The following is a 13839-nucleotide window of genomic DNA, read 5'->3' as shown; positions in this document are numbered from 1 at the left end:
CGGCCGCCCTTCGGTTCGGCGTCCGTCCGGCGTTCGTCCGGCGTCCGTCCGGCGTTCGTCCGGCGCCGGTTCCGGCGGGCGGTGCGCCCGGAGGTCAGCCCGTCGCCTGCGGGAAGACCTCCCGCAGCAGCGGGTCCGGCAGCCCGCGCTTGCGCCACTCGCGCGGGTAGCCGAGCGAGACCTCGGTGAACGGGACGCCGTCGTAGGCGGTCCGGCGCGGGATGTGGAGGTGGCCGTAGATCATCGCCGCGGTGTTGAACCGGGTGTGCCAGTCGGCGGTCAGCTCGGTCCCGCACCACTGGGCGAACTCGGGGTACCAGAGGATCTCGGTGGGCTGCCGGACCAGGGGGTAGTGGTTGACCAGGACGAGCGGGACGTCCGGCTCGCAGGACGCCAGCCGCTTCTCGGTCAGCCGGACGCGCTCGCGGCACCAGGAGTCGCGGTCGGGGAACGGGTCCGGGTGCAGCATCCGCTCGTCCGCGCAGACGATGCCGCTCTCGTAGGCGGCCGCCAGGGAGGCCTCCTTGGTGGTCGTGCCCGGCGCGCGGAAGGAGTAGTCGTAGAGGAGGAAGAGCGGGGCGATGCGGACCGGTCCGCCGGCGCCCTCCCAGAGCGGGTACGGGTCCTCCGGGGTCACCACGCCGAGCCGGCGGCAGCGCTCCACCAGGTGCTCGTAGCGGGCCACCCCGCGCAGCTGCACCGGGTCCTCGGGGTGGGTCCACAGCTCGTGGTTGCCGGGCACCCACACCACGCGGGCGAAGCGCTCGGCGAGCAGGCCGAGGGCCCACTCGATGCTGGTGGTGAGCTCGGCGACGTCGCCGGCGACGAGCAGCCAGTCACCGGGGTGGGAGGGCTGGAGCTTCTCCACCAGGTCGCGGTTCTCCTGGTAGGAGATGTGCAGATCGCTCACGGCGAGCAGCCGTCCGCCCGTCGGGGCGGTCCGTTCCGGCTGTGCGTCGCTGCGGTTCTCCGTCGTCACTCCTGCCCCCTGAGGTCGCCCGGCCGATGGGGCCCACCCTACGTGGCGGGGCCAGGGTGTGGGGAGGGTTGGCGGGATCAGTCGTTCGAGCCGTCGGCGCGGCGGCCAGGGGCTCCGGGCGGAAGCGGGTGCGACGTCAGGAACCGGGCTCGGCGGGAGAGTTGGACCAGGCTCAGGAACGGAGGTCGATGAGCACCCCGTGCGAGGTGGCGGTGGTGACGGCGAGGATCGCCAGTGAGGCGATGCCGAGGGCCAGGCCGAGGACGGCGCGGCCGCGTCGGCTGGTGCCGCGGAGCAGGGCCAGGGTGGCCAGGGTGATGGCGATCGGTCCGAGGACGATGTTGAACAGCAGCAGGCCGGGGAGGCCGAGGAGGAAGGAGGCGACGGCGAGGCCGTCGGCCTCGGCGATGTCCTGACGGTCGGCGCCCCGGCGGTCGGTGCTCTGACGGTCGGCGCCCCGGCGGTCGGTGCTCCGGTGGCTGATGGCCTGACGGGCGGTGACGGTGCTCATGGTGGTGCGGGTCCTCTCTGTGGAGTGGCCGCGGGTGCGGTCCGGGCAGTGGCAAGTCAGTGGTGCCGGAGGTGGGCGATGCCTTCGCGGGCGCCGAAGGCGAGCAGCCAGGCGGTGATGCCGGCGGAGGCGGCGAGGAAGACCGGGAACGAGGTGTGGGCGGCGGTGCCGATCAGGACGCCCATGGCGACCAGGGCGGAGAACAGGATCACGGCTTGCTCCTTCGGCTGTGGGCTGGAACCGCGGGCTGGAACCGCGACTGAGGCTGAGGCTGCGCCGATTTCGGTTGACAAGTGTTCACTGACTTCGACTCACCTTACGCCCGGCTGGCCAAGTTCGGCAAACAACTGTTTACTGAATGGCGTGAGTCACACCGTTGGGGTCAGACAGGCCCAGAAGCAGCAGAGCCGGCGGGCGCTGCTGGACGCCGGGCTGCACCTGTTGGCCGATCAGAACCTGGCGAGCCTGGGTGTCCGCGAGGTCACCCGCGAGGCCGGGCTCTCCCCGGCCGCCTTCTACCGGCACTTCCCGGACCTCGCCGCCCTCGGTGTGGCACTGGTCGAGGAGTCGCTGGCCAGCCTGCACGTCATGATCAGCTCGGTGCTCGCCGAGGCCGGCGACGCCGAGGAGCTGATCGACCGCGCGGTGGAGGTGATCGAGCGGCACGTCCGTGAACACCGTGCGCACGTCCGCTTCCTGGCCCGCGAACGGCACGGCGGGGTCCGGCAGGTGCGTGAGGCGATCGCCGCCGAACTCGGGCGCTTCGCCGCCGAGGTGGGAACGGCGCTGGAGCCGCAGCCGGGATCGCGGGGGTGGAGCGAGCAGGACCTGCGGATGCTCGCCGAGCTGTACGTCGACCACATGGTCTCCACGGCCGCCGCCTTCCTGGAGGCACTGGAGACCGACCCGGGCCGCGAGCGGCGGATCGCCGCCACCGCGCGCCTCCAGCTGCGGCTGATCAGCCTGGGCCGGGCGCACTGGCAGGGGAGCTGACGCGTCGGGGGCCTGACCGCATCGGCGCCTGGCTGCACAGGCGGGCTGACCGCATCGGAGGGCTGACCGCATCGGAGGGGGTCCGGCGCCCCCGGTGCGAGGGGCGGTCGGTCCTCGGTGCCGCCGGCGGCGGTAACCGGCCAATGCGTCCTGGACGGTTTCTTGGTGATGCTTTGACTCTTGACAGTGGGTCATGTCCGCGACAGCTTTGGTGGACCCCCACCCGTGGACCCCCACACCGAGAGGTCTCTCATGAAGAAGCCGCTCATAGGCACGGCCGCAACGCTCCTGGTCACCGGGGCTACCGCCCTGGTCGGAGCCATTCCGGCCCAGGCCGCAGCCCCCGCCGCCGAGTCCGCTGCCAAGCCCGTCGCCGCCGTCACCTTCGCCGGGACGGTAGCGCTCAGCAACTGTTCCGGCTCGCTGGTGCGGATGCCCGGTTCGGCCGCGAGCGACCCGGCCCTCATCCTCTCCAACGGCCACTGCCTGGAGACCGGCATGCCGGGCCCGGGCGAGGTGGTCCTCAACCAGGCCTCCAGCCGGACCTTCACGCTGCTCAACTCCACCGGCGGCGGCGTCGCCACGCTGCGCGCGACCAAGGTGGTCTACGGCGCGATGACCGACACCGACGTGTCGATCTACCAGCTGAACACCAGCTACGCCTCGATCCAGTCCCGGTACGGGATAGCCCCGTTGACCGTCGCCGCCACCCACCCGGTCCAGGGCAGCTCGATCCGGGTCGTCTCCGGCTACTGGAAGAAGATCTACTCCTGCTCGGCCGACGGCTTCGCCTACCGGCTGAAGGAAGGCGACTGGACCTTCAAGGACTCGCTCCGCTACACCTCGACCTGCAACGTGATCGGCGGGACCTCCGGCTCGCCGGTGGTCGACGCCTCGACCAACCAGGTGGTCGCGGTCAACAACACGATCAACGAGAACGGCGAGCGCTGCACCCTGAACAACCCCTGCGAGGTCGACCAGAGCGGCAACGTGACGGTCCGCCGGGGCATCGGCTACGCCCAGGAGACCTACGGGATCCCGGCCTGCTTCGCCGCCGGCAACCGCTTCGACCTCACCCTCCCCGGCTGCACCCTGCCCCGCCCGTAGCCGGACGGCCGCAGGCCGGGACCGCAGGCCGGACCGTCGACCCGGAGCACCCGACCGGACCGTCGACCCGGAGCACCCGACCGGACCGTCGACCCGGAGCACCCGACCGGACCGTCGACCCGGAGCACCCGACCGGACCGCAGGCCCGGAGCACCCGGCCGGCAGCCACCCCAGAGCGAGCAGGGCGACCCCGCTGACCAGCACTTTTCTCCCGATGGGCCATCCGCGAACCGCGGGTGGCCCATTCGGCCGTCCATCGGACGGCCGCCGAACCACCCGCGCCGCCCGGTCGCACCGACCGGCGGCAGCCATATCCCGTGAAGAGATGGAGAGTCGATGACCACCACCGTGAGAAGGCTGCTGGCTTCCACACTGCTGATACCGCTGCTCACGCTCGGCGGCCTGGTGAGCCCGGCCGCAGCCGACCAGGGAGCCCAGGGCGCTCAGGGTGCTCAGGGCGCGCAAGGGGACCAGGGCGCGCAGGGGGACCAGGGCAGCGGGTCCCGCCACGGCCGGAGCCCCGCCGACGACCCGAACGCCGACATCAAGGACCGCCTGGCGGCGATCCCCGGCGTGACGATCACCGAGGAGAAGCCGACCACCACCGGTCACCGCTACTTCGTCGCCACCTACACCCAGCCGGTCGACCACAACCGCCCCTGGCTGGGCACCTTCCAGCAGCGCTTCACCCTGCTGCACCGCGGCTACGACCACCCGACCGTCTTCTACACCAGCGGCTACAACGTGGGCACCAACCCGTCCCGCACCGAGCCGACCCGGCTGGTGGACGGCAACCAGGTGTCCATCGAGTACCGGTTCTTCACCCCCTCCCGCCCGGCCCCGGCGGACTGGTCCAAGGCCGGCATCCGCCAGGGTGCCGCGGACTCGCACCGGCTGGTGACCGCGCTCAAGCGGATCTACCAGCAGGAGTGGCTGTCCACCGGCGCCAGCAAGGGCGGCATGTCCTCCACCTACTACCGCCGCTTCTACCCGGACGACGTGGCCGGCACGATCGCCTACGTCGCGCCGAACAACACGGACGTCAACGACTACGCGGCCTACAGCGAGTTCTTCCGCACCGTCGGCACCCCCGAGTGCCGGGCCCGGCTGAACGCGGCCCAGCGTGAGCTGCTGGTGCGCCGCGACCGGCTGGAGGCCCGCTACGTCGCCGACAACCAGGCGGCCGGCTCCACCTTCAACACCCTCGGCACCCCGGACCGCGCGTACGAGGCCGGCGTGCTGGACGTCATCTGGGGGTTCTGGCAGTACAGCCTGGCGTCCGACTGCGCCAAGGTCCCGGTGGCCGCCACCGCGACCGACGACGAGCTGTACGCCTGGTTCGACGCGCAGGCCGGCATCACCGGCAACAGTGACCAGTCGCTGGCGAAGTACACCGCGTACTACTACCAGGCCGCCACCGAGCTGGGCGCGCCGTTCTTCGACGTCTCGCACCTGAACGGTGTGCTGCACTACGACTACAAGGAGACCTACTCGGTCCGCAGCTTCGTGCCGAAGGAGATCCCGACCACCTTCAACCGCAACGCGATGCCCGACATCGACCGCTGGGTGAAGCGCGAGGGCGAGCGGATCATGTACGTCTACGGCGGCAACGACCCGTGGGGCGCCAAGCCGTTCCACCTCGGCCGGGGCAGCGAGGACAGCTACGTCTACACGGTGCCCGGGGGCAACCACGGCTCCAACATCGGGCAGCTGCCCGCCGCGCAGTCGGCGGAGGCCACCGCCAAGGTGCAGGAGTGGGCCGGTCTGGGCCAGCCGGACGCCGCCCGCTCGCTCGCCGCGTCGCCGCGGTCGATCCCGGAGTTCGGCCCGCTGGACGTCGAGGGCCGCCGGCTGGAGCAGGAGCGCCGCCCGCTGTAGCAGCCGCTCCGCACCGCGAGCACCGCAGACACCGCGAGGGCCACAGACACCACAGGCACCACAGGCACCACGAGCAGGCCGAGGAGGCCGCCCCGCGTTCCGGGGCGGCCTCCTCACGCGTTCCGCACGGCAGGACCGGCCGCCGCCACCCCTCCCCGAAGCAGTGAATCAGTGCTTCAATGCTTCCATGGCCTACCGACGCACCCCCGCCGTACAAGCCCGCCTCGACGCCCAGCGCGAAGCGGTGCTCCAGGCGGCGGTCGGCCTGCTCGCCGAGCGCGGCTACGGCGGCTGCACGATGGCCGCCGTGGCGGACCGCGCCGGGATCGCCACCGGCAGCCTCTACCAGCACTTCGCCAACAAGGCCGAGCTGTCGGTGCAGCTGTTCCGCAGGGTGGTCACCGGTGAGATCGAGGCGGTCAACGCCGCCGTCGCCCTCCGGGACACCCCGCGGCAGCGGATCGCCGCCGTGGTCGAGACCTTCGCCGCCCGCGCCCTGCGCGCGCCCCGGCTGGCGTACGCGCTGCTGGTCGAGCCGGCCGACACGGTCGTGGACGGCGAGCGCCTGGTCTTCCGGCGGGCGTTCCGGGACGTGATCGCCACCGAGATCGCCGCGGCCGTGGCGAGCGGCGAACTGCCGGGCCAGGACCCGGTGCTGACCGCGGCCGCCCTGGTCGGCGCGGTCGGCGAGGCGCTGGCGGGGCCGCTCGCCGCCCTACCCGAAAGCCTTGGGGTCACCGACCCCCGGGAGGCCACCGTCGAGGTGGTCCCCGCCCTGGTCTCCTTCACCCTGCGTGCCCTGGGAGGACGCGATGACAGCGACGCATGAGGTCACCAACCAGGTGCCCCTGCCGTACGGACACGACACCGCCGCCGACCCCACCCTGCTCGACGCCCTGCGGCGGGCCGACGCCGGCTGGGCCGAGCCCGAGCTGCGCGAGCTGGGCCGGCTGGCCGGCTCCGAGCAGGCCGCCGAGTGGGGGCGGCTGGCCAACGAGAACCCGCCGGTGCTGCGCACCCACGACCGCTTCGGCCACCGGATCGACGAGGTCGAGTTCCACCCGTCCTGGCACGAGCTGATGCGCACCGCCGTCTCGTACGGCCTGCACGCCGCGCCCTGGCGCGACGAACGGCCCGGCGCCCACTCCGCCCGCGCCGCCGGGTTCTTCGTCTGGGGCCAGGTCGAGGCCGGCCACACCTGCCCGGTCTCGATGACCTACGCCGCCGTCCCCGCGCTGCGCGCCGACCCCGCCCTGGCCGTCGAGCTGGAGCCGCTGCTGGCCGCGCGCGAGTACGACTACGGGCTGCGCGAGCCGGGCACCAAGCGCGGGCTGATCGCCGGCATGTCGATGACCGAGAAGCAGGGCGGCTCGGACGTCCGCACCAACACCACCACCGCGACCCCGCAGCCGGACGGCACCTACCGGCTCACCGGCCACAAGTGGTTCACCTCGGCGCCGATGTCCGACCTCTTCCTGACGCTCGCCCAGGCCCCCGGCGGTCTCAGCTGCTTCGTGCTGCCGCGCGTCCTGCCGGACGGCGAGCGCAACCGCCTGCACCTGATGCGGCTCAAGGACAAGCTCGGCAACAAGTCCAACGCCTCCGCCGAGCTGGAGTACGACGGCGCGGTCGGCCGGCTGGTCGGCGAGGAGGGCCGGGGCGTCCCGACCATCATCGAGATGGTCAACATGACCCGCCTGGACTGCACCGTCGGCGCCGCCTCCGGCATGCGGTACGGCGCCACCCGCGCGGTCCACCACGCCCTGCACCGGCGGGCGTTCGGCAAGGCGCTGGTCGACCAGCCGCTGATGCGCAACGTGCTCGCCGACCTGGTGGTGGAGTCCGAGGCCGCCACGATCGTGGCCATGAGGCTCGCCCGGGCCACCGACCTGACCCTGGCCGGGGACGGGAACGAGGCGCTGGTACGGCGGCTGGGCCTGGCGGTGGCCAAGTACTGGGTGTGCAAGCGCGGTCCCGCGCACTCCGCCGAGGCGTTGGAGTGCCTGGGCGGCAACGGTTACGTGGAGGAGTCGGGGATGCCCCGGCTCTACCGAGAGGCGCCGCTGGTGTCGATCTGGGAGGGCTCGGGCAACGTCGCCGCGTTGGACGCGCTGCGCGCGATGGCCAGGAGCCCGGAGAGTGTCGAGGCCTTCTTCGGCGAACTCGACGCCGCGGCGGGCGCGGACCGCCGGCTGGACGCGGCCGTCGCCGCGCTGCGCAAGGAACTGGCCGACCAGGGCGACCTGGAGTACCGCACCCGCCGGCTGGTCGAGTCGATGGCGCTGGCCTTCCAGGGCTCACTGCTGGTCCGGTACGGCAGCCCGGCGGTGGCCGACGCGTTCTGCGCGAGCAGGCTGGGCGGCGACCGCGGCGCTGCCTTCGGCACCCTGCCGGTCGGCGCCGACACCGCGGCGATCATCGACCGGGCCCGCCCGGTGACCGCATGAGCGGTCAGGAGGAGGACGGCGTAAGGAAGTTCTGGCAGGACCTCGGCCTGCCGGGGCTGATCGACGTGCACACCCACTTCATGCCGAAGAACGTCCTCGACAAGGTGTGGGCCTACTTCGACGCGGCCGGCCCGCTGGTGAACCGCCCCTGGCCGATCACCTACCGCGAGGCCGAGGAGCAGCGCGTCCGGCGGCTGCGGGACTTCGGCGTCCTGGCGTTCACGTCCATGCTCTACCCGCACAAGCCCGGCATGGCCGGCTGGCTGAACGGCTGGGCCGCCGACTTCGCCGCCCGCACCCCGGAGTGCCTGCACACCGGGACCTTCTTCCCCGAGCCCGAGGCGCCCGGCTATGTGGCCCGCGCGATCGAGGACGGCGCCCGGGTGTTCAAGGCGCACCTCCAGGTCGGCGGTTACGACCCGGCGGACCCGCTGCTGGACGAGGTCTGGGGGCTGCTCGCCGACACCGGCACCCCGGTGGTCGCCCACTGCGGGTCGGGGCCGGTGCCGGGCAAGTTCACCGGCTCCGGCCCGATCGGCGCGGTGCTGGAGCGGCACCCGGGCCTGGTCCTGGTGGTCGCCCACCTCGGGATGCCCGAGTACCGCGACTTCCTCGACCTGGCCGAGCGCCACCCGGCCGTCCGGCTGGACACCACCATCGCGTTCACCGACTTCGCGGAGGCCGACACCCCGTTCCCGCGCGAGGAACTGCCGCGCCTGCGCGGGCTCGGGGACCGCGTCCTGCTCGGCAGCGACTTCCCCAACATCCCCTACCGGTACGTCCACCAGCTGGAGGCGCTGGCCGGGCTGGGGCTGGGGGAGGAGTGGCTGCGGGCGGTGTGCCACGACAACGCGGCCGCCCTCTTCGGACTGCCCGCCGGGGCGGCCGGCTGACCAGGGCGGCCGTCGTCGGCCGTCGGCCCCCGGGCTGCGAGCCGACCGCCGACCGCCGTCAGCCGCCGGCCACGGTCAGCCGACCGTCCGCAGCACCTCCAGCGCCCGGCCGTGCAGCCCGGGCGCGGCGGCGAGGAAGCCGTCGGAACCGGCCGTCCAGGCCGATCCGGCGGCGTCCGTCACCGCCGCGCCCGCCTCGCTCGCGATCAGCGCGCCGGGGAGCAGGTTGCCCGCGTCCGGGCCGTACTCCCAGAACAGCGCCAGGTGCCCGGAGCCGACCTGGGCCACCTGGAGCGCGGTCGGGCCGAGGTTGCGCACGGCCAGGACGGCGCCCGCCATCGCGGACAGCGACTCGCCGGCCCGGCGCAGTGCCACCGGGTCGGCGGCCACCCGCGGCGGCTGGCTGGTGGCGGCGACCGTGGCCGCCAACTCCCGCTCCAGCGGCGCGATCGGCCGCCCGTCCAGCTCGGCCCCGCCGCCGAGCACCGCCCGGTAGGTGCGGCCGTCCTGCTCCGGGGCGTGCACCACGGCCAGCACCGCGGCGCCGTCCCGCACCAGCGTCGCGGTCACCGCCCAGTGCGGCTGCCCCAGCAGGTACTGCACCGCGCCGTCGGTCGCGTCGCACAGCCACCACTCGCCCTCGGCGGGCACCGGGCCTTCCAGGTCCTCCGGTGCCCAGCCGGCCCGCGGGCGCAGCGCGGTCAGCCGCTCCCGCAGCAGCGCGGCCGCCGGGCCGTCCAGTTCGGCGAAGCGGGCCGCCGCCTCCTCGACCGTCCGGGCCGCGACCGGGTCGGCGGACCGGCGTGCCGCCAGCCCCGCCCCGACCTCGCGCACCGCGGCCGTCACGCCTTCCGCCAGCGTCCACAGCTCGTTCGTCACGGTGGTCCCTCCTCGCTCGGGGCCGGGTCCGCGCCGGCCGGCCGGGACAAGGAGTACCGTCAGGGCTGCCGAACAGGACGCTCCAGCCGCCGGAAGTGACGGAGATCGGACACCGTGGACCTCTCGACCGCCGATCCGGACGCCGTACTGGACACCCTCGACCGCCGCCTGGTCTGCGCCCTCCAGCTGGACGGACGGGCCGAGCCGGGCCGGATCGCCGAGGTGCTGGGCGTCTCCGCCCGGACGGTCACCCGCCGGCTGGCCCGGATGCGGCAGGCCGGGGTGCTGCGGGTGGTCCGGCTGCCCGATGTCGAGGACGCCGCCGTGGGCGCGCTGCTGCTGCGGGTCCGGGTGCTGAGCGGCCGGGTGGACGCCGTCGCGCAGGCCCTCGCGGACCGTCCCGACGTCCCGTTCGTCGACGTGATGCTCGGCGGCCACGAGGTCGGTGCCGTGATGCTCACCGACGCCGCCTCCAGGGACCGGTTGCTGTACGGGCAGTTGCCCGCGACCGGCGCCGTCACCGAGACCACCACCCACGCCGTGCTGCACGCCTTCGCCGACGCCGGGCAGTGGCGGGCCGGGTACCTGACGGAGCAGGAGGCCGCCGCGCTCGCCGGGCTCGCAGCCCCGCGTCCCTCCGCCCCGGGCCCCTCCGCCCCGCGGCATTCCCTCTCGCGGCCCGCCGCCGCCCCGCGCCCCGCCGGGCAGCCGCCGCTGGACGGCCTGGACCGTGCGCTGCTGGAGCGGCTGGGCGAGGACGCCCGGCAGTCCCACGCCGCCCTGGCCGCGGCCGTCGGCGCGCCCGAGTCCACCGTGCGCCGCCGGCTGCACCGGCTCGACGGAGCCGGGCTGCTGCGCACCCACGCCACCGTGGATCCGCGGCTGCTGGGCATGGCGGTGGACGCCAACCTCTGGCTGGACCTGCCGCCCGGCCGGCTCGCCGAGGTCGGCACGGCGCTGGCCCGTCACCCGCAGGTGCACGGGGTGTTCGCCACCAGCGGCCCGACCAACCTGCTGGCCACGGTGTTCTGCGCGGACCACACCGAGCTGTACCGCTTCCTCACCGACACCCTCGGCCCGCTCGGCGCCGCCAGGGTCGAGACCACCATCACCGCCCGCGCGGTGAAGCGCGCGGGCGTCCTGCTCCGGCAGCCGCCCCGGCGGCCGTAGCGGGTCGGCCGGGATCCGGGGCGCGGGCCCTTACCCGCGGGGTAATCGACGCCCGCCGCCCCACCGGGCAGGGTGGAGGCACCCGGTGAGGCCGTCGAGGCCCCGGGCTCCCACCCCCGACAGGAGGCGATCCGTCATGTCCGCCCACGCGAACACCCTCACGCCCGCCCGGCCCGGGTCCGTCCTCTCACCGTGGACGGTGCGCGGCGCCCTCGCCCTGGACGCCCTGGTCACCGGCGGCAACGGCCTGGCCTACCTGGCCTTCTCCGGCCCGCTCGGCGAGCTGCTCGGCGCCGGCCGCGCCACCCTGGTCGACGTCGGGCTCCTCCTCCTCGGCTACGCGCTCGCGGTCGGCGCGCTGGCCGTCCGCCGGCGGCCCCCGGTGGCCGGGGTGCGGGCCGTGATCGACGTCAACCTGGCCTGGGTGGTGCTCAGCCTGGTCGCGATGGGGCTGTGGCTGGAGCCGACCACCGCCGGGTTCGTCTGGATCCCGGCGCAGGCCGCGGCGGTGGCCCTGTTCGCCGGCCTCCAGTTCACCGCCCTGCGGCGGGAGGGCCGGGAGCGGGGCACGCCGTAGGGTCGACGCACCCTAGCGTTCGGGACCGACCACGGACTGCAGGAACCGCACCGTCTCCGCGTCGGCCGGCAGGAAGGCCTCCAGGGCCAGCTCGGAGACGGTGACGTCCAGCGGCGTGTTGAAGGTCGCGATGGTGGAGAGGAAGGAGAGCACCCGCCCCTCGTGCCGGATCCGCATCGGCAGCGCGAACGGGAAGCCGTCCGCGGCCGGCGGGTCCCCGTCCGGCCCGTCCGCCGGGTCCCCGGCGGGCTCGGGGTAGCCGCGGACCTCCTCGTACAGCCGCCGCAGCGGCTCGGCGCGGACCAGCTCCAGCTGCTGCTCCATCCGCTCCAGCAGGTGCCGCCGCCACTGCCGCAGGTTGACGATGCGCGGCGCCAGCCCGTCCGGGTGCAGGGTGACCCGGATCGCGTTGAACGGCGGCTCCAGCAGGTGCGGGGCGACGCCGTCCACGAGGAGCCCGAGCGCGCGGTTGGCCGCCAGCACCCGGAAGGACCCGTCGACCACGACCGCCGGGTACGGGTCGTGGGCGGCCAGCAGCCGCTCCAGCCCGCCGCGCAGCGCGGCCATCGACGGGTCGTCCAGCGGCGTCTCGGGGTAGTGCGGGGCGTAACCGGCCGCCAGCAGCAGGGTGTTGCGCTCGCGTACCGGGACGTCCAGCTGCTCGGCCAAGCGCAGCACCAGCTCCCGGCTCGGGCGGGAGCGGCCGTTCTCGACGAAGCTGAGGTGGCGGGCCGAGGAGTCCGCCCGCAGTGCCAGTTGCAGCTGGCTGAGCTGCCGTCGTTCCCGCCAGCCGCGCAGCAGCGGGCCGACGCCGGTTCCCGTCGGGCTGCCCATGCCCGCCATGATCGTCATGGCCCAGGACGGTACTCGAACGGGACGGGTCGGCGGGAGGGGGCGCGGGCGGTGGGAGGGGCGCGGGAGGGGAGGACCGGGGGATCAGACCCCGGTGCTCGACCCCGGGCGGATGACCATGAGCACCACGACCACGGCCCACAGCAGGTTGAACACCCCGGCGGTCATCGGCAGCAGCTTCAGGCCGCCGACGGCCTTGGTGTGCCGTTCGTCCGACGGGTCGAGTCCGAGCGCGTCCACGGCGGCCTGCTGGCCGGGCAGGACGAAGAGCAGCAGGGAGAGCGCGGCGAGCGCGGTCAGGACCATCGAGACGATGATCCAGGACTGCCCGAGCACGTCCATCACCTGGGCCAGGCCGATGCCCAGCAGCGGCACCGCGACCCCGAGCAGTGCGTAGACCTGGGTGATCCGGTGCAGCACGCGCAGCACCCCGGCGTCCGAGGCCTGGTCGGGACCGCCGGCCAGGGCGGCCTTCGCCCGGCGGGGGAACATGCTGACGGCCACCGCGACCGGGCCTATGAACAGGACCGACACGAGGACGTGCAGGCTCAGCAGGAACTTGGCCATGGCGGGGCACCCTCTGGATCCGGTGGGCAGCTGGGGAGTCGGCGGGCACGCGTGTCGGCGTGCCCACGACCAGGCACGCTAACACCGCTTATCCGGCGGACCACCGCGCGGGTGGGCCGCCGGAGCCCGCTCCTCCCAGGTGCTCAGCCCGCCGTCGTGAGCTCCACGACCCGGGGCGGGGCGGTGCTGACGGCCGCGACGGCGGCGGAGTGCTCCGGGGCGGTCCAGTCGAGCAGGTGCAGGTCCTCGTAGCGGCTGCGCAGCGGGGCGCCCGGCGGGACGGTCAGCGGCAGGGCGGAGAGGTCGACCCTGCGGAGGGTCTCCAGGGAGGCCCGCCCGATCTTGATCAGTGACTCCTTGCGCACCCACAGCCGCAGGAACGCCCGCTCCGGCTCCGGGTCGGCCTCGACCAGGGCGAGCTCGGCGGGGGCGAGCACCCGGCGGGCGACCGCGCGCAGCGAGCCGCTCCTGGCGGACAGCTCGACGTCCACCCCGACCGGCTGGAACCCGGCGCCGGCCGCGACCACGCCCTGGGTGTGCGACAGGCTGACGTGCACTCCGGGGTGGTCCGGCAGGTACGGCTTGCCGTGGTCGGCGAGCCCGCAGTCGGGGCACCGCTGGGCGAGCACCAGGCCGGCCACGGGAACGCCGAGCAGCCGGGCGGCGCAGAGCCGGACCAGCAGGTGCCCGGCGGTGAACTCGGTCCGCCCGGACTCGTGCCGGAAGCGCGCGGCGCGCTCCCGCTCCAGGGCGGTCAGCAGGTGCTCGCCCACCTCGGGGTGGCGCAGTACGGCGTCGACGGACGTGACGGCGACGAGCGGCGCGCTCTGGTCCTGGGCCTCGGTGGTCATGTCTCCAACCTAGGCCCTGGGTCGTGGCCCGCGAACCCCTGTCCGACCCGTTCGGCCGTGCCCGCCTGGCAATCGACTGCTCCGTTCGAATGAATTTCGGATTCGATCTGAGGCTCTGTAGGGTGCGAATAGTCC

The 13839-nt window shown here is 74.0% G+C and carries 15 protein-coding genes; 8 read left to right on the top strand and 7 right to left on the bottom strand.

The annotated features are described in order from the left end of the window. Positions 1–94: 94 nt before the first annotated feature. The 3 genes from ACZ7C5_RS20500 to ACZ7C5_RS20490 form a co-directional block, all read right to left on the bottom strand. Positions 95–979, bottom strand: coding sequence for a metallophosphoesterase family protein (locus ACZ7C5_RS20500; RefSeq protein ID WP_470323159.1), 885 nt, complete (start codon positions 977–979; stop codon positions 95–97). 172 nt (positions 980–1151) lie between these two features. Beyond that, complete coding sequence (locus ACZ7C5_RS20495; RefSeq protein WP_401078408.1) at positions 1152–1490, bottom strand: DUF4190 domain-containing protein; 339 nt, start codon at positions 1488–1490, stop codon at positions 1152–1154. A 56-nt stretch (positions 1491–1546) separates the two neighbouring features. Then, entirely contained in the window at positions 1547–1702 is a 156-nt protein-coding gene (locus ACZ7C5_RS20490; protein ID WP_470323158.1) for a hypothetical protein, read from the bottom strand. A gap of 151 nt (positions 1703–1853) precedes the next feature. On the opposite strand from ACZ7C5_RS20490, the gene ACZ7C5_RS20485 reads away from it, so the two are divergent. From ACZ7C5_RS20485 to ACZ7C5_RS20460, 6 genes are all read left to right on the top strand, one after another. Further along, positions 1854–2483, top strand: a complete 630-nt coding sequence (locus ACZ7C5_RS20485; protein ID WP_470323157.1) for a TetR family transcriptional regulator — start codon at positions 1854–1856, stop codon at positions 2481–2483. A gap of 252 nt (positions 2484–2735) precedes the next feature. Beyond that, the gene (locus ACZ7C5_RS20480; RefSeq protein ID WP_188300349.1) at positions 2736–3590 is read left to right on the top strand and encodes a S1 family peptidase; all 855 of its coding nucleotides are present in this window, start codon (positions 2736–2738) and stop codon (positions 3588–3590) included. Positions 3591–3926: 336 nt separating this feature from the next. Next, entirely contained in the window at positions 3927–5468 is a 1542-nt protein-coding gene (locus tag ACZ7C5_RS20475; protein ID WP_401078417.1) for a S28 family serine protease, read from the top strand. A gap of 187 nt (positions 5469–5655) precedes the next feature. Then, positions 5656–6297 (top strand): TetR/AcrR family transcriptional regulator, encoded by a 642-nt coding sequence (locus tag ACZ7C5_RS20470; RefSeq protein ID WP_470323156.1) that lies wholly within the window; start codon positions 5656–5658, stop codon positions 6295–6297. Then, positions 6281–7915, top strand: coding sequence for an acyl-CoA dehydrogenase family protein (locus ACZ7C5_RS20465; RefSeq protein ID WP_470323155.1), 1635 nt, complete (start codon positions 6281–6283; stop codon positions 7913–7915). Before ACZ7C5_RS20470 ends, ACZ7C5_RS20465 begins: the two co-directional genes overlap by 17 nt. Then, complete coding sequence (locus ACZ7C5_RS20460) at positions 7912–8808, top strand: amidohydrolase family protein (protein WP_470323154.1); 897 nt, start codon at positions 7912–7914, stop codon at positions 8806–8808. The genes ACZ7C5_RS20465 and ACZ7C5_RS20460 overlap by 4 nt, the downstream gene beginning before the upstream one ends. Before the next feature lie 75 nt (positions 8809–8883). On the opposite strand, the gene ACZ7C5_RS20455 is transcribed toward ACZ7C5_RS20460, so the two are convergent. Beyond that, a complete protein-coding gene (locus ACZ7C5_RS20455) occupies positions 8884–9687 on the bottom strand; it encodes an inositol monophosphatase family protein (protein ID WP_401078428.1) in 804 nt (267 codons plus the stop codon). 114 nt (positions 9688–9801) lie between these two features. On the opposite strand from ACZ7C5_RS20455, the gene ACZ7C5_RS20450 reads away from it, so the two are divergent. Both ACZ7C5_RS20450 and ACZ7C5_RS20445 read left to right on the top strand, forming a co-directional pair. After that, positions 9802–10857 (top strand): Lrp/AsnC family transcriptional regulator, encoded by a 1056-nt coding sequence (locus tag ACZ7C5_RS20450; RefSeq protein ID WP_470323153.1) that lies wholly within the window; start codon positions 9802–9804, stop codon positions 10855–10857. Between the two features lie 136 nt (positions 10858–10993). Next, on the top strand, positions 10994–11434 hold the full coding sequence (locus ACZ7C5_RS20445; RefSeq protein ID WP_401078433.1) for a hypothetical protein: 441 nt from the start codon (positions 10994–10996) through the stop codon (positions 11432–11434). Positions 11435–11446: 12 nt separating this feature from the next. Here ACZ7C5_RS20445 and ACZ7C5_RS20440 read toward each other — a convergent pair whose 3' ends face one another. The 3 genes from ACZ7C5_RS20440 to ACZ7C5_RS20430 form a co-directional block, all read right to left on the bottom strand. Beyond that, positions 11447–12286 (bottom strand): helix-turn-helix domain-containing protein, encoded by an 840-nt coding sequence (locus ACZ7C5_RS20440; protein ID WP_401078436.1) that lies wholly within the window; start codon positions 12284–12286, stop codon positions 11447–11449. A gap of 84 nt (positions 12287–12370) precedes the next feature. Continuing rightward, positions 12371–12853, bottom strand: coding sequence for a hypothetical protein (locus tag ACZ7C5_RS20435; protein ID WP_401078439.1), 483 nt, complete (start codon positions 12851–12853; stop codon positions 12371–12373). A gap of 143 nt (positions 12854–12996) precedes the next feature. Continuing rightward, positions 12997–13704 (bottom strand): 4'-phosphopantetheinyl transferase family protein, encoded by a 708-nt coding sequence (locus ACZ7C5_RS20430; RefSeq protein WP_401078442.1) that lies wholly within the window; start codon positions 13702–13704, stop codon positions 12997–12999. Positions 13705–13839 lie beyond the last annotated feature (135 nt).

The organism is Kitasatospora sp. NPDC036993 (assembly GCF_055607525.1).
The sequence above is the reverse complement of the archived record's forward strand: the minus strand, read 5'-3'. Positions and strand labels throughout refer to the sequence as shown.

What these genes read in the sequence shown, in the direction of transcription:
- ACZ7C5_RS20495 (WP_401078408.1), bottom strand. Translation starts at nt 1,490, where the DNA reads ATGAGCACCGTCACCGCCCGTCAGGCCATCAGCCACCGGAGCACCGAC.
- ACZ7C5_RS20480 (WP_188300349.1), top strand. Translation starts at nt 2,736, where the DNA reads ATGAAGAAGCCGCTCATAGGCACGGCCGCAACGCTCCTGGTCACCGGG.
- ACZ7C5_RS20475 (WP_401078417.1), top strand. Translation starts at nt 3,927, where the DNA reads ATGACCACCACCGTGAGAAGGCTGCTGGCTTCCACACTGCTGATACCG.
- ACZ7C5_RS20470 (WP_470323156.1), top strand. Translation starts at nt 5,656, where the DNA reads ATGGCCTACCGACGCACCCCCGCCGTACAAGCCCGCCTCGACGCCCAG.
- ACZ7C5_RS20465 (WP_470323155.1), top strand. Translation starts at nt 6,281, where the DNA reads ATGACAGCGACGCATGAGGTCACCAACCAGGTGCCCCTGCCGTACGGA.
- ACZ7C5_RS20460 (WP_470323154.1), top strand. Translation starts at nt 7,912, where the DNA reads ATGAGCGGTCAGGAGGAGGACGGCGTAAGGAAGTTCTGGCAGGACCTC.
- ACZ7C5_RS20445 (WP_401078433.1), top strand. Translation starts at nt 10,994, where the DNA reads ATGTCCGCCCACGCGAACACCCTCACGCCCGCCCGGCCCGGGTCCGTC.
- ACZ7C5_RS20440 (WP_401078436.1), bottom strand. Translation starts at nt 12,286, where the DNA reads ATGACGATCATGGCGGGCATGGGCAGCCCGACGGGAACCGGCGTCGGC.
- ACZ7C5_RS20435 (WP_401078439.1), bottom strand. Translation starts at nt 12,853, where the DNA reads ATGGCCAAGTTCCTGCTGAGCCTGCACGTCCTCGTGTCGGTCCTGTTC.
- ACZ7C5_RS20430 (WP_401078442.1), bottom strand. Translation starts at nt 13,704, where the DNA reads ATGACCACCGAGGCCCAGGACCAGAGCGCGCCGCTCGTCGCCGTCACG.